Source organism: Streptomyces sp. NPDC048111 (genome assembly GCF_043202815.1).
Classification (GTDB): domain Bacteria; phylum Actinomycetota; class Actinomycetes; order Streptomycetales; family Streptomycetaceae; genus Streptomyces.
In genome coordinates this window covers 891888-911524 of the sequence record NZ_JBIDBD010000001.1, presented here as the reverse complement: position 1 = coordinate 911524, position 19637 = coordinate 891888, and the positions used below count along the sequence as shown (strand labels likewise).

15 protein-coding genes are annotated in these 19637 nt (G+C 71.9%); 7 read left to right on the top strand and 8 right to left on the bottom strand.

Annotated features, from left to right (window positions below; translation table 11 throughout):
- Positions 1–40 precede the first annotated feature (40 nt).
- Positions 41–499: a MarR family winged helix-turn-helix transcriptional regulator gene (locus ACGF3I_RS04025; RefSeq protein WP_393128943.1), complete on the bottom strand. Its 459-nt coding sequence runs from the start codon at positions 497–499 to the stop codon at positions 41–43.
- Between the two features lie 116 nt (positions 500–615).
- Here ACGF3I_RS04025 and ACGF3I_RS04020 point away from each other — a divergent pair, with 116 nt between their 5' ends.
- Together ACGF3I_RS04020 and mltG are read left to right on the top strand one after the other, a co-directional pair.
- On the top strand, positions 616–2427 hold the full coding sequence (locus tag ACGF3I_RS04020) for an ABC transporter ATP-binding protein (RefSeq protein ID WP_393128942.1): 1812 nt from the start codon (positions 616–618) through the stop codon (positions 2425–2427).
- Positions 2428–2833: 406 nt separating this feature from the next.
- Positions 2834–3667: an endolytic transglycosylase MltG gene (mltG, locus tag ACGF3I_RS04015; RefSeq protein ID WP_393128941.1), complete on the top strand. Its 834-nt coding sequence runs from the start codon at positions 2834–2836 to the stop codon at positions 3665–3667.
- A gap of 59 nt (positions 3668–3726) precedes the next feature.
- Here the strand turns inward: mltG and ACGF3I_RS04010 are convergent, their stop codons facing one another.
- Positions 3727–4809: an NAD(P)-binding domain-containing protein gene (locus tag ACGF3I_RS04010; RefSeq protein WP_393128940.1), complete on the bottom strand. Its 1083-nt coding sequence runs from the start codon at positions 4807–4809 to the stop codon at positions 3727–3729.
- A gap of 81 nt (positions 4810–4890) precedes the next feature.
- On the opposite strand from ACGF3I_RS04010, the gene ACGF3I_RS04005 reads away from it, so the two are divergent.
- The 5 genes from ACGF3I_RS04005 to ACGF3I_RS03985 all read left to right on the top strand — a co-directional run bounded on the left by ACGF3I_RS04005 (position 4891) and on the right by ACGF3I_RS03985 (position 8752).
- A complete protein-coding gene (locus ACGF3I_RS04005) occupies positions 4891–5316 on the top strand; it encodes a YjbQ family protein (RefSeq protein WP_393128939.1) in 426 nt (141 codons plus the stop codon).
- Positions 5317–5472: 156 nt separating this feature from the next.
- On the top strand, positions 5473–6048 hold the full coding sequence (locus tag ACGF3I_RS04000) for a hypothetical protein (protein ID WP_393128938.1): 576 nt from the start codon (positions 5473–5475) through the stop codon (positions 6046–6048).
- The gene (locus ACGF3I_RS03995) at positions 6045–7259 is read left to right on the top strand and encodes an MAB_1171c family putative transporter (RefSeq protein WP_393128937.1); all 1215 of its coding nucleotides are present in this window, start codon (positions 6045–6047) and stop codon (positions 7257–7259) included. The genes ACGF3I_RS04000 and ACGF3I_RS03995 overlap by 4 nt, the downstream gene beginning before the upstream one ends.
- A complete protein-coding gene (locus ACGF3I_RS03990) occupies positions 7256–8212 on the top strand; it encodes a DNA-binding protein (protein WP_393128936.1) in 957 nt (318 codons plus the stop codon). Before ACGF3I_RS03995 ends, ACGF3I_RS03990 begins: the two co-directional genes overlap by 4 nt.
- A gap of 57 nt (positions 8213–8269) precedes the next feature.
- Positions 8270–8752: a DUF3574 domain-containing protein gene (locus ACGF3I_RS03985; RefSeq protein WP_393128935.1), complete on the top strand. Its 483-nt coding sequence runs from the start codon at positions 8270–8272 to the stop codon at positions 8750–8752.
- 46 nt (positions 8753–8798) lie between these two features.
- Here the strand turns inward: ACGF3I_RS03985 and ACGF3I_RS03980 are convergent, their stop codons facing one another.
- The 6 genes from ACGF3I_RS03980 to ACGF3I_RS03955 form a co-directional block, all read right to left on the bottom strand.
- On the bottom strand, positions 8799–9350 hold the full coding sequence (locus ACGF3I_RS03980; RefSeq protein WP_393128934.1) for a phospholipase domain-containing protein: 552 nt from the start codon (positions 9348–9350) through the stop codon (positions 8799–8801).
- A 126-nt stretch (positions 9351–9476) separates the two neighbouring features.
- Positions 9477–12320 (bottom strand): NHLP bacteriocin export ABC transporter permease/ATPase subunit, encoded by a 2844-nt coding sequence (locus ACGF3I_RS03975; RefSeq protein WP_393128933.1) that lies wholly within the window; start codon positions 12318–12320, stop codon positions 9477–9479.
- A 1-nt stretch (position 12321) separates the two neighbouring features.
- Positions 12322–14601, bottom strand: a complete 2280-nt coding sequence (locus ACGF3I_RS03970) for an NHLP family bacteriocin export ABC transporter peptidase/permease/ATPase subunit (RefSeq protein ID WP_393128932.1) — start codon at positions 14599–14601, stop codon at positions 12322–12324.
- Positions 14598–15404 (bottom strand): HlyD family efflux transporter periplasmic adaptor subunit, encoded by an 807-nt coding sequence (locus tag ACGF3I_RS03965; RefSeq protein WP_393128931.1) that lies wholly within the window; start codon positions 15402–15404, stop codon positions 14598–14600. The genes ACGF3I_RS03970 and ACGF3I_RS03965 overlap by 4 nt, the downstream gene beginning before the upstream one ends.
- A gap of 150 nt (positions 15405–15554) precedes the next feature.
- On the bottom strand, positions 15555–15782 hold the full coding sequence (locus ACGF3I_RS03960; RefSeq protein WP_393129117.1) for a type A2 lantipeptide: 228 nt from the start codon (positions 15780–15782) through the stop codon (positions 15555–15557).
- Positions 15783–16477: 695 nt separating this feature from the next.
- The gene (locus tag ACGF3I_RS03955; RefSeq protein ID WP_393128930.1) at positions 16478–19618 is read right to left on the bottom strand and encodes a pPIWI_RE module domain-containing protein; all 3141 of its coding nucleotides are present in this window, start codon (positions 19616–19618) and stop codon (positions 16478–16480) included.
- Between the last annotated feature and the right edge of the window lie 19 nt (positions 19619–19637).

The following is a 19637-nucleotide window of genomic DNA, read 5'->3' as shown; positions in this document are numbered from 1 at the left end:
CAGGGGTGGCGGGGCGCGTGTCGCCCGCCCGGCCGCCCTGTCAGCAGGGGCGCTCCGGGGAGCCGTCCACCAGCGCCGTCAGCAGTCCGCCCAGGACTTCGCGCTGGTCGGCCGAGAGCGGGGCGAGGATCTCCTCCGCCGCGCCCCGGCGCGCGCCGCGCAGCGCGCGCAGTCTGGCGCGACCGCCGTCGGTGAGCTCGATGCGGATGACCCGGCGGTTGTTCGGATCGGGCACCCGGCGCACGTCCCCGCTCTCCTCCAGCGCGTCCACCAGGGTGGTGACGGCGCGCGGCACGACCTCAAGGCGGGCGGCCAGGTCGGCCATGCGGGGCGGCTCGCTCCAGTGGGCGAGGGTGCGCAGCAGCCGGGACTGCGCGGGTGTGATGCCCACCGGCTCCAGGTGCTGCTTCTGGATCCGGTGCAGTCGCCGGGTCAGCCTCAGCAACTGCTCGGCCAGCAGGCCGTCGGCGTCGGGGGCCCGGGAAATGTGTGGCTGCATACGGGAACAATAACAGGACCTGGTTCATTGTGAGTATAGGTAACAATGAGCTATGCTCTCCGAATCGTCATCGCGCCCGCCTCCGGCAGGCGCCCGCACCCCCGTCGAAGGAGCCCATGCGCCCCGAACCATCCACCTGGACGCCCCCGCCCCGCGGCGCCGAACCGCCGGAGCCGGCACAGATCCGCCGCATCCTCGGCCTCTTCCGCCCGTACCGCGGCAGACTCGCCGTGGTGGGCCTGCTCGTCGCCGCCTCCTCGCTCGTCTCCGTCGCCTCGCCCTTCCTGCTGCGCGAGATCCTCGACGTGGCCATTCCGCAGAACCGCACGGGCCTGCTGAGCCTGCTCGCGCTCGGCATGATCGCCACAGCGGTCGTCAACAGCGTCTTCGGCGTGCTGCAGACGCTCATCAGCACCACGGTCGGCCAGCGCGTCATGCACGATCTGCGCACCGCCGTCTACGCCCAGCTCCAGCGGATGCCGCTCGCCTTCTTCACCCGCACCCGCACCGGCGAGGTGCAGTCCCGCATAGCCAACGACATCGGCGGCATGCAGGCGACCGTGACCTCCACCGCCACCTCGCTGGTCTCCAACCTCACGGCCGTCATCGCCTCCGTGGTCGCGATGCTCGCGCTCGACTGGCGCCTGACGTGCGTCTCGCTGCTCCTGCTCCCCGTGTTCGTGTGGATCAGCCGCCGCGTCGGCCGCGAGCGCAAGAAGATCACCACCCAGCGCCAGAAGCAGATGGCCGCCATGGCCGCCGAGGTCACGGAGTCGCTGTCGGTCAGCGGCATCCAGCTCGGCCGCACCATGGGCCGCGCCGATTCGCTGACCAAGAACTTCGCCGCCGAGTCCGAGCGCCTGGTCGACCTGGAAGTGCGCTCCAACATGGCCGGGCGCTGGCGCATGTCCACCATCGGCATCGTGATGGCGGCCATGCCCGCCGTCATCTACTGGGCGGCCGGACTGGCCCTCGGCACGGGCGGCCCGGCCGTCTCCATCGGCACCCTGGTCGCCTTCGTCTCGCTTCAGCAGGGCCTGTTCCGGCCCGCCGTGAGCCTGCTGTCCACGGGCGTCCAGATGCAGACCTCGCTCGCCCTGTTCCAGCGGATCTTCGAATACCTCGACCTGCCGGTGGACATCACCGAGCCCGACGAGCCCGTGCGCCTGGCCAGGGCGGCCGGTGCGGTCCGCTTCGAGGACGTCGACTTCCGCTACGACGACAGGCAGGAGCGGCCGACCCTCTCCGGCATCGACATCGCCGTCCCGGCCGGCAGCAGCCTCGCCGTCGTCGGCCCCACCGGCTCCGGCAAGTCCACGCTGAGCTACCTCGTGCCGCGCCTGTACGACGTGAGCGGCGGCCGCGTCACCCTGGACGGGGTCGACGTGCGCGACCTCGACTTCGACAGCCTGGCCCGCTCGATCGGCGTGGTCTCCCAGGAGACGTACCTCTTCCACGCCTCGGTCGCCGAGAACCTGCGCTTCGCCAAGCCGGACGCCACGGACGAGGAGCTGGAGGAGGCCGCCCGGGCCGCCCAGATCCACGACCACATCGCCTCGCTGCCCGACGGTTACGACACCCTGGTCGGTGAGCGCGGATACCGCTTCTCGGGCGGCGAGAAGCAGCGCCTGGCCATCGCCAGGACGATCCTGCGCGACCCGCCCGTCCTGATCCTCGACGAGGCCACCAGCGCGCTCGACACCCGCACCGAACACGCGGTGCAGCAGGCCATCGACGCGCTGTCCGAGGGCCGCACCACCCTCACGATCGCCCACCGCCTGTCCACCGTGCGCGACGCGGACCAGATCGTCGTGCTCGACGGCGGCGCAGTGGCCGAGCGCGGCACGCACGAGGAACTGCTGGCCCAGGACGGCCAGTACGCGGCGCTCGTCCGCAGGGACGCGGAGCTGGCCCCGGTCCGTGGCTGACGCGCCCGCCTCCGCCCGGGCACACGGCGACGCCGCCGCTCCCGTGGGACGGGGGAGCGACGGCGCCGGTCGTGACGATCGTCAGACGAGCCAGCCGATGAAGTGGAGGACGCCGGCGAGCAGGTCGGTGATGAGGTTCATGGTGGTGCTCTCTCCTTGTACGGGTCATGCCGTGGGCATCGTGGGGATGCCGCTGTGGGACTGCGCAACCCCGGTCTGCAGCCCGTCGCTTGCGCCCCTCAAGCATCCTTCGTCACAAGGGAGTTGAGCAACGATCGGCGTGACGATCACGCGTACCGGCGAACATCCGATCCCCTGTTCGTGTGTTCCCGGGCCGCCGGGTGCGATGCGTGTCGGCACCTGTCGAATGTCTGATTTGTCGGATCTGTAGGGGTAGCGTGCCGCCATGAGCGACACCGCCTACCGCCGACAACCCCGGCTGACCCGCCGCGGCCGACTGCTCCTGCTGCTGCTCGCCCTGTTCCTGGTGGCGGCCGGCGTGGCGCTCTTCCTGCTGCTGCGGGGGACCGGCGCCCCGCCCCGGCCGCTGCTCGTCCCCGAGGGCTGGCGGGCGAGCCAGGTGTACGAGGCGGTCGACAAGCGTCTCGGCGTCGCGCCCGGTACCGCCCGGCGGGCCGCCGCCACCGCCCGGCTCAAGCTTCCCGCCGAGGCCCGGGGCAATCCGGAGGGCTACCTCTACCCGGCGACCTATCCGGTGGCCGACGACTCGACCCCCGGCGGCCTGCTCGCCTACATGGTCGAGACCGCCAACCGGCACTTCGGGCAGGACCACATCGCCGAGGGTGCACGGCGCTCCGGCCTGACGGTGTATCAAATCGTGACCGTGGCCGGGATCGTGCAGGCCGAGGCCGACACCAAGGCCGACATGGGCAAGGTCTCCCGGGTCATCCGCAACCGGCTGGCCCGGGGCATGCCGCTCCAGATGGACTCGACCCTGAACTACGCGCTCAACCGCTCGACGCTGGCCACCACGACGGGCGACACCACGACCGACAGCCCGTACAACACCTATGCGCACAAGGGCCTGCCGCCCACCCCCATCGCCAACCCGGGCCAGGAGGCCATCGAGGCCGCCCTCGATCCCACCCCGGGCCCCTGGCTCTACTTCGTGACGGTGGCGCCCGGCGACACCCGCTTCACCGACGACTACGCCCAACAGCAGCGGAACGTAAGGGAGTTCAACGAGAACCAGCGGAAGACGGGCGGCGCGACGGGCTGAGCGTCACCCGGACGTGAGGCGACCGTGACCGTGCGGCCCACCCCGGCCGCCCGCCTCCGTCACACCCCCACCGGCCGGCGGTCGAGCAGCCGCTTGATCTCCCGTACGGCCGCCCGCCCGGCCCGGTTCGCGCCGATCGTCGAGGCCGAGGGGCCGTAGCCGACCAGCTGGATCCGCTCGTCCCGGGCCGCCCGCGTTCCCTCCAGGCGTATGCCGCCGCCGGGCTCGCGCAGGCGCAGTGGCGCGAGATGGTCGATGACCGGCCGGAAGCCGGTGGCCCACAGGATGACGTCGGCCCCGATCTCGCGCCCGTCGTCCCAGGCCACCCCGTGCTCGGTGATCCGGTCGAACATCGGCAGCCGGTCGAGCACGCCCGTGGCCCGGGCCGCTCGGACGGCGTCGTTCAGCGGCAGCCCCGTCACCGACACCACGCTCATCGGCGGCAGTCCGCGCCGCACCCGCTCCTCGACCAGGGCGACCGCCTCGCGGCCGGCCGCCTCGTCGAAGGGGCCCTCGCGGAAGACCGGTGGCCGGCGCGTCACCCAGGTCGTGTCGGCCGCGACCTCGGCGATCTCCATCAGGTGCTGGGTGCCGGAGGCGCCGCCGCCGACCACCACGACCCGCTGCCCGGCGAACGCCGCGGGCCCCGGATAGGTCGCGGTGTGCAACTGCCGCCCGCGGAACGTCTCCTGGCCCGGATAGCGCGGCCAGAACGGCCGGTCCCAGGTGCCCGTGGCGTTGAGCAGGGCCCGCGCGGCCCAGACGCCCTCGGAGGTCTCGACGCGCAGCCTTCCGCCGTCCCCCTCGCGTACCGCGCTCACCTCCACCGGCCGGTGCACCCGCAGATCGAAGGCGTCCTCGTACGCGGCGAAGTAGGCGCCGATCACCTCGGACGACGGGCGGTCGCCGTCGGCTCCGGTCAGTTCCATGCCGGGCAGGGCGTGCATCCCGTGCACCTTGCCGTAGGTCAGCGAGGGCCAGCGGAACTGCCAGGCGCCGCCCGGCCGCGGGGCGTGGTCGAGCACCACGAAGTCCCGGCCGGGCTCCAGGCCGGCCCGCCGCAGGTGGTACGCGCCGGACAGGCCCGCCTGCCCGGCGCCTATGACCACCACGTCCACCTCGCGTACCCCGAAGTCGTTCACGGTTCTACCAACCGTGTGCGAAGCCGGGATCTTCCCCGGCCGTGGCGCGGCTGCCCGTGTACCCGCAGGAGGGAGGGGAAGATGGGGGACATGTCCTTCACCAGCCACGTCCTGAACATCACGACCGGCTCCCAGGAGACGGTCACCGACCTGACCGGGGACTGCGCGGAATTCCTGAGCCGTCGGGCGGCGGGCCGCGACGGCCTGCTCAACGTCTTCGTTCCGCACGCCACGGCCGGCATCGCCGTCCTGGAGACCGGCGCGGGCAGTGACGACGACCTGCTCGCCGCCCTGCACACCCTGCTCCCCGCGGACGACCGCTGGCAGCACCGGCACGGCAGCCCCGGCCACGGCCGTGACCATGTGCTGCCGGCCCTGGTGCCGCCGCACGCCACGCTGCCGGTGGTCGACGGGCGGCTCGCCCTCGGAACCTGGCAGTCCGTGTGTCTGGTGGACACGAACAAGGACAATCCGAACCGGCAGGTGCGACTCAGTTTTCTCGGCTGAGTCAGGTGAAAGCAACTTCAACAGTGGGTGAGTTGAGGGTGTGGCATCATGGCCGCGTCGTCCGCCCGGGACCGGGAAGCCGAATCCCGGGAATCACTCGAATCAGCATGGCAACACAGCCTGCTTCTCCAACGTGGAAGGCGTGGAAGGCCAAGGATGAAGGTGTCTGGCTCTGCGTTACCGTCGGCGGAGGACCGTCGGCTCAGGCGCCGTCTCAAAAAGGTTCGTCAAACCTGTGAGGCGCTGCTCGCGGACTGGGGCATGGAGCACGGTTGCGGCATCGATGAACTGCACCGCTATCTGAGCGCGCAGAGCAAGCGGCCGATCCATCTCATCCCGATGCCCTTCCCGGAACGCCATCTCTTCGGCCTTTGGCTGAAACTCGACGATTTCGACATCATCGCTTACGAGAAAGCCGCGTCGCCCTCGCACAAAGAGCACATCATCGCGCACGAACTCTCGCACATCGCCTTCGCGCACCGGGGTTCCGTGGAATTCGATCACAGTGATACGAGTCAGTTGTTCACAGAGGTCGAACCGGCGGTGGTGCAGAGCATGTTGATGCGTTCTCGATACAGCGACGACGAGGAGCAGGAGGCCGAGACGATGGCCTCGCTGATTCTGGCCCGCGCCACCAAACGCTGGCTCGAACCGGCCTGGGGCGTGCCCGAGGAGGCCGCCGAGATCGTCGCGCGCATCGAGAACGGCGTCGGCCACCCGGACCCCTCATGAACGCCGTCAACACGGTACTGACCTGGGTCTGCGCCCTGGGCGGCCTGGCCGCGTTCGGCTACCGGCTGCCCGATCTGCTGCGCAGACGGCAGGACGTCGCCCTGTGGGCGCTCTGCGTCTACTTCCTGTGCTCCGGCATCAGCTTCCTGGTCGACCTGGACGCGCTGCGGGTGCACATCTCCAATTTGTTCGGGCTGCCCAACATCACCTCGCTGATCGTCCAGGTGGCCGTCGTCGTCCTCACGGCCGCTCAGCAGGTCGTCCTCGTGTACTGGTCGTCGCCGCCGGAGGAGGCCCGCACGAGGGCCGGGCGCCGGGTGCTGTTCTTCGGGGCCGCCCTGTGCGTCCTCGTGGTCGCGTCCCTCGCGGTCAGCCCGGTGGCCAGCGCCAAGACGGCCACCTCCACGATCCTGCTCAGCATCCAGGACGCCCGCTACGCGCTGTACATGTCGTTCTACCTCGTCATCTGCGGTGTGGGGCAGTTCGAGACGGTCCGGCTCTCGCTCCGTTTCACCAAGATGGCCAACCGGCAGTGGCTCAAAGTGGGCATGCGCACGGTGACCGTCGGCGCCAGCCTGATCCTCGTGTACTGCGTGACCCGCAGCATCCAGATCGCGGGCACCCAGCTGAACTACGACGCCTCCGCACTCGACCCCATCCAGTGGTCGTGCGGCACCATCGGCGCCCTTCTCCAGATCACCGGCTGGACCATTCCGTCCTGGGGCATCCACCTCACCCGGGCCGGCGGCTGGCTGCGCAGCTACCGCTCCTACCGGCGGCTGCGACCGCTGTGGTGGGCGCTGTACCAGGCCTCGCCGGACATCGCCCTCGACCCGCCCCGCTCCTGGGCCCGCGACCTGGTTCCGCCGCGCGACCCGCACTACAGCCTCTACCGGCGCGTCATCGAGATACGCGACGGCCAGCTGATGCTCCGCACCTCCCTCTCGCTCGCCGACTTCTCCCGGGTGGCCCGCTCGCTCGGCCTGCCCGAGGACCCGACGTCGCCCCTCGGCGAGGCGCTCCAGGTGCGGGCCGTGCTCGACCGGCCCGCCGAGGAGCGGGAGGCGGAGGCGGACGCCGCCGACATCCCGGCCCGCCCGCCCTACGACGACTTCCGCGACGAGGTGGAGTGGCTGACCCAGGTCGCCGCCGCGTTCACGGCGCTCACCCAGGGCCGGGCGGCGCGCGCCCCCGCCGGCGCCGCGTCATGAGCCCGGCGCCCGGCCCCGGCGCCAGGACGCCGGGCGTCCCCGCGCCCGCCGACGCGACGGCCTTCGCGCTGAAGGCCGTTCAGGACCTGGTGGCACTGGACGCCGCCCACGGGGCGAGCGCGGCGCTGCCCGCCGTGCGTGAACTGCTGCGCGCCGTACCGCAGTTGACGGACGGGCCCGACGCGACCGCGCGCGACGCGGACGGCGAGCTGCTCGCGGCGCTGGCCGAACTCTGCGAGGTGATCGGCTGGATCCTGTTCGACGCGGGCCGGAACGACGCCGCCCACCGCATGAACGTCCGCGCCCTGTCCCTGGCCGAGCACTGCGGCGACCGGGCCACGGCCCGCCTCGTGCTGCTCAACGACAGCATGCTGCACGCCCGCGCCGGCCGCCCCGTGGCCGCCCTCGACGCCGCCGCCCGGGTGGCGGGGCCCCGGCCGCTGCCGTCGCTGGTCGCCACCCTGGTCCTCGTGCGCCGGGCGCACGCCACCGCGATGCTCGGCGCCGGCGCCGAGGCCGGCCGGCTCATCGCGCGCGCCCGCAGCCGCTTCCTCGACGGCGCCTCGCGCCACGATCCGGCCTGGGCCTGGTGGATCGACCAGGCCGAACTCACCGGCCACCACGGCTGGGTCCTCGCCAGGCTGCACGACTGGGACCGCGCGATCCCGCTCCTGCACGAGGCCGCCACCGCACCCGGGCCCTCCTACCGGCACCTGTTCACCGCCGAGTTACTCGCGGCGCTGAGCGGCGCCCGCGCCTGGACCGAGGCCGAGCGGCTCATCGCCGAACTCGCCCCGCGCGCCGGTGACATCGGCTCGGTGCGCACCACCGAGACCCTCGCCAGGACCGCCATCCGGCTGCGCGACTGCGCGGCGGCTCCCGTGAACGTACGGGACGCGGCGGTCTTCCTGCTGGAGTCGGTGCCCGGCGGTCAGGACGCTCCCTCCCGCTAGGGCCCGGCAAGGCATCATCCGCACCATCCTCACCAGAACCCGACAGACAGGGATCACATGCTGCACATCAGGGTGTCCACGCCCGCGGCCGCCGCTCTCGTGGCGGTCGCTCTCCTGCTGACCACCGGCGGACCGGTGTCCGAGGTCACCTCCACCCGGCCCGTCGCCCCCGTGGCGCAGACGCAGGCCGCGCCCGCAGCCACCACCGGCAGCGCCTACCGGGCCACGCACCTCTACTTCGGCACCGGCCGCCACAACGGCGAACCACCCATAACCGACGAGCAGTTCATGAAGTTCGTCGCCGATGTGATCACCCCGCGCTTCCCGTCCGGGCTGACGATCCAGCAGGGCCGCGGCCAGTGGCGTGACAGGACCGGCAGCATCAACCGCGAGATCTCCTACGAGCTGACGGTGCTCTATCCCGAGCGCGAGGCCCGCACCCACGACCCGGAGATCGAGTACATCCGCCGTCTCTACTGCTCGATGTACGGCCTGGAATCCGTCGGGCGGGCCGACGTCAAGGCACAGGCCGACTTCTGATCCCTCCTGGGCGATCCCTCTCAACGTCCCCCGCACGGGCGGGCGTTCAGAGCGCGAGCCGACGGATCACGAAGAGCAGCGCGCCGAGCAGTACCAGGACCGCCCCCGCGACGAGCGAGCCCAGATCGGTGACCCCGGCGAGGGCGACGGGGCGGCCCGCCGCCCGCGCGACGCTCTCGCGCGGCCCCGCCGGGGCGGCCCTGGCGTCGGCCGCGCGGTCCGCCCCCGCCCCGCCGGCGGACGCCGACGGCGCGGGGGAGGCCGGGGCGCAGTCCAGCACCCCGGCCACCTCCTGACGGAAGCCGCCGGGTCCGAGCACCGTGAACCGGTAGCTCTGGCCCGCAGCCACCGGAACCAGAATGGTCCGTGTCCCGCCCGGCGCCACGGACGCCGCGACCCCGGCCAGCCGGAAGGTGAACGCGGTGTCGCCCCGGTTGCCCGCCGTGACGTCCACGCCGCCCCGGGCGCAGTCGTCGACGGCGGACACCGAGGGCTCCGGGCCCCTCGCGGGCAGCGCAGCCGCGGTGCTCAGGGCCGTACCGGCGGCCACCAGCGCGACGGCCCGGCGGACGGCCCACTGCTTCGGTGTGTGCCTCACGAGGGGCCCCTTCGGGCTGGGGAGGACGGTGTGACAGGACGCCCTCCAGTACGCGCGGAGCGGAGCCGGTGTTCAACTGTGGCCGCCCACCGCACGCGGCCCGACGTCCGCTCCACGGGCCGTCGTTCAGGCCAGCTGACGCCGGACCAGTTCGTGCAGGGGCCCGTGCGGGTCGGCGAGGAGCTGGGCGGGCGGGCCCTGCTGGACGATCCGCCCCTCGGCCATGACGATCACCCGGTCCGCGTCCAGGACCGTGGAGAGCCGGTGGGCGATCACGAACCGGGTGGCCCGCAGGCCGCGGGTGCTCTCGGTCACGATGCGCTGGGTCTCGTTGTCGAGCGCGCTGGTGGCCTCGTCGAAGAAGAGCACCCGGGGCCGGCGCACCAGCGCCTGGGCGATCATGAGGCGCTGGCGCTGACCACCGGAGATGGCGCCGCCCCCGGAGATCATGGTGTGCAGTCCCATCGGCATCCGTTTGATGTCCTCGGCCAGGCCCGCCATCGCGGCGGCCTCCCACGCCTCCTCCTGGCTGAACACCTCCGCCCCGCAGATGCAGTCCAGGATCGAGCCCGACAGCGGCTGGGCGTTCTGCAGCACCACCCCGCACTGGCGGCGCACCGCCGCGCGGTCGAGGGCCGTCAGGTCCTGGCCGTCGTACAGGACGCTGCCAAAGGTCGGATCGTCGAAGCCGATGAGCAGCCTGAGCAGCGTCGACTTGCCGCAGCCGCTCGGGCCGACGACCGCCACGAACTCGCCCGGAGCCACCGTCAGGGACACCCCGTCCAGGACGAGCGGCCCGTCGTCGCCGTAGCGGTACGACAGGTCCCGGGCCTCGATCCGACCGGACAGGACACCCGGTTGGGTGCTCGACGCGCGCACCTCGGGAGCCTCGTCGAGAACCGGCCTGATCTGCTCGAACAGCGGGAGCACCGCCGCCGCCGAGACGAGCGCGCCGGTCAGCTGGGTGACCGAGGTGAGCAGCATCGTCACGGCCGTGTTGAAGGTGAGGAAGGCGCTCGCCGACAGCGCGTCGCGGGCCGGTCCCGCGAGCAGCACGAAGAGCACCAGTGAACACAACGGCAGACAGACCGAGTTGAGGACCGTCGTCAGGTTCTTGATCCGGCCCGCCCGCTGCTGGAGCTCGCGGCTGCGCGCGAACTCGCCCGCCCACGCGCCGTACGCGAAGCTCTCCGCCGCCGCGACCCGCAGCTTGGGCAGACCGCGCAGGGTCTGGAACGCCCGGTTGTTGAGCTTGTTGCCCAGCTCGATGAGCCGGCGCTGCCAGCGCAGTTCCCACAGGCCGAGGGCGAGGAACACGGCCCCGATGACCACCAGCAGCGCGATCGCCACCAGGGCGAGCGGCACGCTGAAGCACAGCAGCAGGGCGAGGTTCATCGCGCCGACCGTGCCCGCCTGCACGGCGACCGGACCGATGCCCGACATGACCCGCCGGATCGCGCTCACGCCCATCGCCGCGCTCGCCAGCTCACCGGTGGAGCGTCCGGTGAAGAACGTGGTGGGCAGCCTCAACAGGCGGTCCCACACGGCGGGTTGGAGGGTGCTCTCGATCCGCCCCTCCATCCGCAGCACGGTGAGGTTCTGGAGCAGGGTGAACGCCGCCGACACGATGCCCGTGACGACGACGGCGAGCGAGACCTGCACGATGAGGCCGTTCTGTGCGCGGGGTACGTACACGCCGAGCACCTGCCCCGTCGCGATCGGCACCAGGGCCCCGAGCCCCACCGTCACCAGCGACGCCAGCAGCAGCCGGCGCAGGTCGGGGCGGGTGCCGCGCAGGGCGAAGCGGAGCAGGGCCCACCGGCCGAGCGGGCGGTCCGGCAACGGCCGGTAGAACATGACCGCCCGCCCCTCGAACTCGCCGGCGTTGTCCGCGTCCACCCGGGTGCGCCGGCCGGACACCGGGTGCACCGCCTCGTAGCCGCCGCGCCGCCACAGCAGTGCGACCGGGGTGCCGCTCACCCGGTGGCCGAGGAGCGGTCCCGCGTCCTGCCGCCACCAGCGGCCGTCGAGCCGTACCGGCCGCGTGCGCACCCGCGAGGCGACGGCCACGCGCTCGACCGGGTCGATCCGGTCGCCGCCCGCGCCGCCCGGCGCCGGGTCGGCGAGCGTGATCCCGGCCGCCTCCGCGACCAGGCGGCAGGCAGCGTACGTCGCGTCGTCGCCCGCGCCTGCGGTGCGTGAGGCCGCCCTGCCGGTGCGGCCGATGGAGGTGAGCAGCGCCCGGTCGGCCTCCTCGCGGACGGCCTCGCCCGCCCGGATCCCGGCGGCGGCCCGGTCCTCGTGGGCCCGCTCCACCCGTTCGATCCAGCGGTCGAGCGCGGACAGCAGCCGGTACTGCTGATGGACCATGCCCTGCCACAGCGCCCCGTCCACCAGGAGGTCGCCGGCGGCCTCCGCGCTGAACGCCGCCCCGTACTGCACACTGCCCGGCGCCACCGGAAGCCACAGGATGTCGTCGTCCGCGACCGTCTCGTCGAGCGTGGTGCGGCCGTCCAACGGGGCCTCGTACAGCACCCGTTGACCCCGGCCGACGCCGAGCGAGAAGGCGTGCTCCAGCAGGCTCAGGGCGGCGTCCGAGGTGTCGTAGTGGCTGGGGTGCGCATCGCCGTACGCGTCGGGGTGCCGGTACAGCTCGCGCAGCGGGATCCGGCGCAGCTCGCACGCGCGCAGCGGGCGCCCGACCAGGGTGTGCTGGGGGCCCTCGACGGGCCCGAGCAGCAGGGTGCCCGGTTCGAGCCGCCCGAGGAAGTGCCAGTGGCCCCGCGCCACGGGGTCGACCGCGAACAGGTCGAGCGCCCCGCCGACCACCAGCCACAGCACCTGCGGCCCCTCCAGCGAGAAGCCGCGCAGACCGGCGCAGTCGATGGGCTGCCCGAGCCCGCCGAGCGCGCCGACGACGGCGTCCCCTCCGGTGGCGCCGGCGTCGGTGTGCGGCTGTACGAAGGCCACCTCAGTGCTCCCTGACCAGTTCGGCGTACGGGCCGCCGGCGGCGACGAGGTGCTCGTGCCGGCCGCGCTCGACGACCACGCCGTGGTCCAGCACCACGATCTCGTCGCTGTCGCGGACGGTGCTGAGCCGGTGGGCGATGACGACGCAGGCGCAGCCGCGGCGGCGCAGGTTGTCGATGATGACGTGCTCGGTCTCGGCGTCCAGAGCGCTGGTGACCTCGTCAAGGACCAGGACGCTCGGCCCGCGCACCAGGGCCCGGGCGATCTCCAGGCGCTGGCGCTGGCCGCCGGAGAAGTTGCGCCCGTCCTGCTCGACCCGGCCGTGGATCCCGCCGGGACGGCGCGCCACGACCTCGTACACGGCGGCGTCCCGCAGGGCCGCGACCACCGCGTCGTCCGGGATCGAGGGGTCCCACAGCGCCACGTTGTCCCGTACCGTGCCCTCGAACAGGAAGACGTCCTGGTCGACGAAGGAGACGGAGGCCGCGAGCGCGCCGCGCGGGATGTCCTCCAGGCGCTGCCCGTCGATGCGGATGCTGCCCTCCCACGGCGCGTACAGCCCCGAAATCAGCCGTGACACCGTCGACTTGCCGCTTCCCGACCCGCCCACGAGCGCCACCTGCTGCCCCGGCCCGACGGACAGTGAGAACCCGGTGAGCAGCGGCTTGTCGAGCGGGCTGTAGCCGAACGTGATGTCGTCGAGGGTCACCCGGCCGGTGAGGCGGCGGGTGCTCGCGGCCGGCGCCGGGCGGGTGGCGAGCGCGTCCACGGGGAAGTTCTCCACGTCCTTGAGCCGGGCCACGTCCGCCGCGAAGTCCTGGATGCGGCCCGCGACCCCGTTGAGGCGGGTCACCGGTGCGGTGAAGCGCGTCACCAGCGCCTGGAACGCGACGAGCAGACCGATCGAGAGGTGGCCCTCCACCGCGCGCAGCCCGCCGATCCACAGGATGAGCGCGCTGTTGAGGGTGGCGAGCGCGGGGGCGGCCACGCCAAGCCAGGCGCTCGGCACCCCCAGCCGCTGCTGCTCCTCCAGGGTGGTGGCGTGCTGCCCCGCCCAGCGCCGGAAGTAGCCGTTCTCGCCGCCGGTCGCCTTCATGGTCTCGATCAACTGGAGCCCGGTGTACGAGGTGTTGGTGAGTCGGGCGCTGTCGGCCCGCAGCTTCTGGGTGCCGGTGGCCCGCAGGCGCACCACGACGCGCATCGCGACGACGTTGAGCAGCGCGATGCCCACGCCGATGAGGGTGAGCTGGGGGTCGTAGGTCCACAGCAGGACGGCGTACAGCAGCACGACGACGCCGTCCACGGCCGCCGCCGTCAGATCGCGGGCGAGCGTCTCGGCCACCGCGTCGTTGGACTGGAGCCGCTGGACCAGGTCGGCGGGGCTGCGCTGGGCGAAGAACGTCACGGGCAGGCGCAGCAGATGGCGGAAGAAGCGGGCGCTGCTGAGGGTGGAGGAGATGACGCGTCCGCGCAGCAGGTTGGCCTGCTGGAGCCAGGTGAGCACCGCGGTGAGCGCCACCAGGGCGCCCATCGACGCGAACAGCGCGCCCAGCAGCGTCTCCTGATGGCCTATCAGGAACTGATCGATGTAGGTGCGGCTCAGGGCGGGCAGCGCCGCGCCCACCGCGACCAGGAGCAGACTGGCGAGCAGCGCGGCCAGCATGGTGCCCGTGGTGCCGCGCAGACGGGCGGGCAGCGCCGCGAGCACCCCCGGTCTGCGCCCGCCGCGCCGGAAGCCGGGACCGGGCTCCAGGACCAGGACGACTCCCGTGAAGCTGGTGTCGAAGTCCTCCGCCGGGACGAAGCGCCGTCCCTTGTCCGGGTCGTTGATGTGGACGCCCCGCCGTCCCAGGCGCCGTCCCGGCCCGTCGTACACGACGTAGTGGTTGAACTCCCAGAACAGGATGGCGGGCGCCCGCACCTCGGCGAGCGCGGCCGGCTCCATCTGCATGCCCTTGGCGGTGAGGCCGTAACTGCGCGCCGCCTTCAGGAGGTTGCTGGCGCGCGAGCCGTCGCGCGAGACACCGCACGCGATGCGCAGCTCCTCCAGCGGGACGTGGCGGCCGTGGTGCGCCAGCACCATGGCCAGGGAGGCGGCGCCGCATTCCAGGGCCTCCATCTGGAGGATGGTGGGGCTGCGCACGGTCCGGGGGCGCCGGGTCCTGGGCGCCTGCCGGGCGCGGGCGCGGCGGCTGCCGCCCTGTGGCCCTTCGGGGCGCCGGCGGCCGTGGCCCGGGGGCGGCAGCTGCGGCGCGGCGGGCGGGGTGTGCGGTGCGGTCACGGGAGCAGCCAATCGATGGGGCGCTGGTCGGCGAGGTGCACGGTGCCGGTGGCCAGGGTCATGGAGTCCACGGCGTACGGGGGTCCATCGGCCGAGGACCAGCGGTAGCCGGAGGCTGTGCCCGCCGTGCGGTCGAGGCGCACCAGCACCGCCACCGGCCTGCCGTCCCGGGAGAACTGGGCGGCGAGCTGGGCGTCGCCGAGGAACGCGGCGATCTGCTGCGGCGTCTGCGCGGCCCGGCCCACCGCGGCCACCGTGCCGCGCAGCACCCCGTAGCGCTCCGTCGGCACGGACTGCACCGCGAGGTCGACCGGGGCGCCCACCGGGACGCCCGCCCCGCTGTCGCCGGGCACGTACAGCATGACGACCAGGGGATCGTCGGGCCCGCCGGTCCGCTCGATGCTCGCGACGTCCGTGCCGGTGGCGACGATCGCGCCGATGGTGGCGGAGAGGCTGGTGAGACGGCCCGCGGCGATGGCGCGGACGGTCCGGTCGCCCTGTGCGGTACGGACCTCGAGGAGCGGGGCGCCGGCGGCGAGGGTCCCGCCCTGCCGGGCGAACACCGCGGTCACCTGGCCGGCGAACGGGCTCTGCAGCACATAGCTGCCCTGCGCGTGGGTGAGGACGCCGGGTGCGTCGAGCGTGGAGGAGACCGATCCCGTCACGGCCCAGAAACACGCGACGGCCATCACCGCGACGGTGACGAAAAGGGCGAGACGGCCCTGTGGGCGCGCGAAACGCACCGGCAGGTCGAGTTCCTCCGGCGACTGGAGTTTGGAAAGGGCCTGCTGTCGGAACTGCACGGAACTCTTTCCTTACCCGCGAAACTTCCGCAAACCGTGAACCATCCTCAATGCGTGAACCATCCGCAAACCGTGCACACCATTCGCGAACCGTGCACACCATCGGCAAGGAGCCCCGGAACCGAAGGGTTCCGGGGCTCGTGCGTGATCTCAGAGACCGGCGACGAGACCGGTGGCCAGGCCCGTGACGGCGCCCGTGTTCACGCCGGTGACCGAGCCGACCAGGCCGGTGACCGAGTTGACGATGCCGGAGACCGGCAGGACGGAGTCGGCGGTGCCGGTCACGTTGCCGAGCGCGGTGCCCACGAGGCCGCCGGACACGTTGTCCAGGTCGGCGTCGGAGATCTCGAGGGTCTCGACCTGGGGAGCGTTGTTCATGGGAGTACTGCCTTTCATGGGGACATTTCCTATCGGGAACTCCTTGCCGGAACTCCCGCAGTGGCCAGGATCAAAACACGCCGACGGCGTGCACAGCCAATCGCCATGAGGCATCACGGGCTCGGAACCCGTCTCCGAATTGCCGTGACGTGCAGGCCCGTTCATGAGTTGGGGGCATTTTCTTCACGAGCTTCACGGGATGAATTCCGGAAGCCCGTTCCGCACAATTCTCAACTGGGACACTCCCGCCCCAATGCCCCCCGCTCCGGCGGACCGCCAAGGGGCGCCAGCGGCCCCGGTGACGGGTCGGCGCACAGGGTGTGCAGATTCTCGGAAGGCCGCCTTCCGCTTGCCGGTGAGGCACGACGGCCCGCCATCGGATCCCGCACGCCGAAGGGCTCCGGACCGCCTGGTCCGGAGCCCTTCGGGTGTGTGCGGCGGCTCAACGCCCCTGGAGCGCCTTGGCGTTGTTGCCGAACGTGGGAGTCGGGGTTTCTGCCTGCGGTGTATGTCGTGGGACCGCGGTGGATCCAGCCGGGATCCAGCAGCGGCGAAACGGTGTGGTGTGAGAGCGGCTTCGGTGCCGTCCGCCGCGTGGGGACCTTGGACAGGTCCGCCAGGTTCGAAGGGGTGACTCTTTTCGGTGCGTAGATGCCGGATCCTCTCGTCCACCTCCGCGTTTCCGGCGACAGTGGTCAGGAGAAGAGAGCGAGCTGCTCGTCCTCCGGTGCCTGGCCGAGTCCGGGCTCCTCGGTGCATTCCGGGTCCAGGTCTGCGGGTTCGGCGTCCGCGGCCTCTGCGATGACGCCCAATGCGGAAGCCACCCTGGGTTCGTTCGCGTTGCTACTGCTCTTGGCTTTGGCGATAGCCGCTTCTGCCCAGGAGGGTTCCTCGGCTTGAATGTCGGCCTCGCCCCCAGCGACCGTCGGCAATACGTAGTGTTGGGCGAGGCTCGCCAGGTGCAGAGGCAGTGGCAGGGAGAGGGCGTCCAGATAGTCAGGTGCCTGACGGAGCTGATGCAGCGCCAGGGCGAGGGCTTCGGGTGAGTCACCGTCGCCCGGGTGGCAGCCCAGGATGGCGATCTCCACCATGCCCGGGTTCCAGGCGGGGATATGGGCGTCGATCGTTGGTTTGCCCTTGTTCGGTCCTTGCCGTAGTGGCCGAGGAGCGATCTTGTCGGCCTCGACGGCGGAGTCTCTGAAGGTGCTCGCTTTGGGAGTGGTGCTGTAGAAGATTCGACCCGAGGACTGGATCGCGTCTTCGGCCTCCACCCACAGTCCCTGGGGCAGGCCGTTGACCTCGCCGGGGGCCGCGTTGCCCCACCACTGAGGAGTCTCCCGGCCCGCCGCAGTACGGACGCGGATCAGCCGTAGGTCCGGATCGATGCCTACCGGCTGTGCGTGGCCGGTCTTGATCAGGTCCTGTTCGGCCCGGCCATCCTGGAGCCAGGGCCAGTGCAACCGACTGTTCTGGGAATGGGTGAGCAGTGCGGTCGGTCGGCCCCGCAGGGAACGGATCATCTTCTGGAGGTAGCGGGCGGTGGCTCGGCGCTGCTCGTCCATGTTCTGGTGCCACACCCGGTACTTCGAGTGCTGGCGGGGGAGAGCTACGGCCTCGGTGCCGCTGGGCGACCCGACCTCAAGGGGTTCGGTACCCGTGGCCGTCGCGGTCGGGTCAGCATCGGTCACCTCCGGGATCTCGGCGGTCTTGACCAGTCCGAGCAGGAAGTGGGGGTACGGGACCCACTGGCCGGTCCGCTCTTCCCAGCCCGTGACAGCGGCCAGGCCGCTGCCTGGTGCGAGCGGCGTGACCATGACGGACACCGGCGTGTGGCGGGGCAGTCCGGTGGGGCCGTCCTTGCGCCGCTTGACCATGTGCGTGGCGACGTAGCGCAGGTCGTCGGGAAGCGCGTCGCCGAGGGTGTGTTCCGGCAGCACGCGCACACCGAACTGGCGCAGGGCGTCCTCCCATCCTGAACGGACCCGGTGGGCGAGGTTCTTCTCGGAGTTGTACCCCTTGGCCTTCTTGGGAACGAGCGCGAACTGGGTGAGTACGCCCGCATCCGCGCAGCCGAGCCGGAGCGCGTACTTGGGGTCGTCCAGGCGATGGGCGAAGTCCTGACGACGGTCGATCTCCACGAGAGCGAAACCGGGACGGAGCGGGACGGCTCCGTCGTCGGCTAGGAACGATTCGACCGCCTTACGACGACGGGCGATCCCCGCTTCGAGTGCTTTGCCCTTCGGCCGGGCCTCAGGATCAATGCCAAGGGTTTCGGTGATGCCCGAGGTGGTGCGCAGGCAGCGGAGGCGGAGTGTGAGTTCGGGAGTCTTCCATTCGAGGACGACCGGACTTCCGGGGGCCGCCAGTTCGTACACCTCCTCGGCTGTGGCGAGGTCCGGTCGGCCCACGCCTCCCGCAAGGCCGAGGACTGCGGTGAGCATGTCGACGGCAGCTTCGCGGAAGGGGGCGGACTGCCACAGCAGACGTGCCTCCACCAGGACGCTGCCGCCCGTGACCGCCTCGGCGGGGTCCTGCCCCTCATTGATCCTGGCCGCCACTGCGAGCGCCGTCCGCCGGGCGGAGGCCTCGCGCTCCGTCTCGACAGCCTTTTCCGATCCCTGGGGCTTGGGTCGAGCATTGGCAGGGGCGGGGCTGCCCGCGCCAGCCCGGCCGAGGGAGGGGACCCTGCGCAGCGACTCCGGCAGCGCCTGCTCGGCCCACTCGACGATCTGGGAGCGCTGGTGCGACATGAGGCCCGTACCGATTCCGTGGGCGCCCATGTGCGTGCTGTGGACGACCGAGGCGCGGGTGCCGGGGCCGTCGCCGATCCATTCCTCGGGTGCGGTGAGCAGACTGTCCGGATCAGGGAAGGGACGGCTGAGTGCGAGCCTGCCGAGGATGCAGGCGGGGCCGTTGTTCTTCCAGGAGTGGCTCTGGGATTCACGGTTCCACGTCAAACGTGCCACCGCGTACCGCTCGCTGGTGGGCGTGCCGGGAAGCCAGGGGATGCCGGGCAGCAGGCAGACGGAAGTGTCGCGGCCGTACGGCAGGCGCAGTCTCTGCTTCTTCACATCGAGGCGGGTCGCCCAGCGGCGCACTCCGGTGTGGAGGTGGAGACGCGGCCTGGGATCGAAGGGGACGGTGTGCAGCGAAATGTTGAGCACGATGGAGAACCACCATTCGCGTCCCTTGACGATGTGCGAGAGGGGCTGGGAGAGCAACTCGGCGCCCTGCTGTCGCGGGCCGCGAGGCACGGCGCGGAAGTGCAGGCTGCCGGCGCTGTGCTCGTAGGGGCCCAGGGCGAGGACGCGCCGGGCCAGCGCATCGGTCGCGAGCTGGTACTGGCGGTCGCGCGGGGCGGCGGTCCCGCCGTCGGTCGTGGGACAGCCGAGCAGGTCGACGGTGACGTCCTGCCACTTGGGCGGGCAGGCGCGCAGTGCGATGTGGGTGTCCATGACGGCGCGGTGGTGTCCGGGTCCGGGCCGCAGGTCCTGGAGCCAGGGGCCGGTCAGCCGGTCCAGAGTGTCGCCGGGCAGGGGGTGGGGGGCGTCCCACGGCGCGTACAGCCAGAAGTCCTCGGCCTGTTGGAGCGGGTCCCGGGAGCGTCCTCGTACGACCAGGTCGGGGGCCAGGCTCTGGAGGACCCCGTTGAATCCGGCGACGGGTGCGGTACGGAACGGCTCGCGCTCGGGCTCCCGGCCGAGGTTGCAGAGGTCCAGGATGCTTGCGTGCCACTGCTCGGGTGCGGGTAGAGCGCGGTAGCGGACGGTCCAGGGGGCGGCGTCGGGCTTGAGGACGTAGGCGGCTCGGCTGACGTCACGGTATTTGGCGGCCATGGGGGTTCACTGTCTCCTT

What these genes read in the sequence shown, in the direction of transcription:
- ACGF3I_RS04020 (WP_393128942.1), top strand. Translation starts at nt 616, where the DNA reads ATGCGCCCCGAACCATCCACCTGGACGCCCCCGCCCCGCGGCGCCGAA.
- ACGF3I_RS04005 (WP_393128939.1), top strand. Translation starts at nt 4,891, where the DNA reads ATGGGGGACATGTCCTTCACCAGCCACGTCCTGAACATCACGACCGGC.
- ACGF3I_RS04000 (WP_393128938.1), top strand. Translation starts at nt 5,473, where the DNA reads ATGAAGGTGTCTGGCTCTGCGTTACCGTCGGCGGAGGACCGTCGGCTC.
- ACGF3I_RS03995 (WP_393128937.1), top strand. Translation starts at nt 6,045, where the DNA reads ATGAACGCCGTCAACACGGTACTGACCTGGGTCTGCGCCCTGGGCGGC.
- ACGF3I_RS04025 (WP_393128943.1), bottom strand. Translation starts at nt 499, where the DNA reads ATGCAGCCACACATTTCCCGGGCCCCCGACGCCGACGGCCTGCTGGCC.
- mltG (WP_393128941.1), top strand. Translation starts at nt 2,834, where the DNA reads ATGAGCGACACCGCCTACCGCCGACAACCCCGGCTGACCCGCCGCGGC.
- ACGF3I_RS03990 (WP_393128936.1), top strand. Translation starts at nt 7,256, where the DNA reads ATGAGCCCGGCGCCCGGCCCCGGCGCCAGGACGCCGGGCGTCCCCGCG.
- ACGF3I_RS03960 (WP_393129117.1), bottom strand. Translation starts at nt 15,782, where the DNA reads ATGAACAACGCTCCCCAGGTCGAGACCCTCGAGATCTCCGACGCCGAC.
- ACGF3I_RS03955 (WP_393128930.1), bottom strand. Translation starts at nt 19,618, where the DNA reads ATGGCCGCCAAATACCGTGACGTCAGCCGAGCCGCCTACGTCCTCAAG.
- ACGF3I_RS03985 (WP_393128935.1), top strand. Translation starts at nt 8,270, where the DNA reads ATGCTGCACATCAGGGTGTCCACGCCCGCGGCCGCCGCTCTCGTGGCG.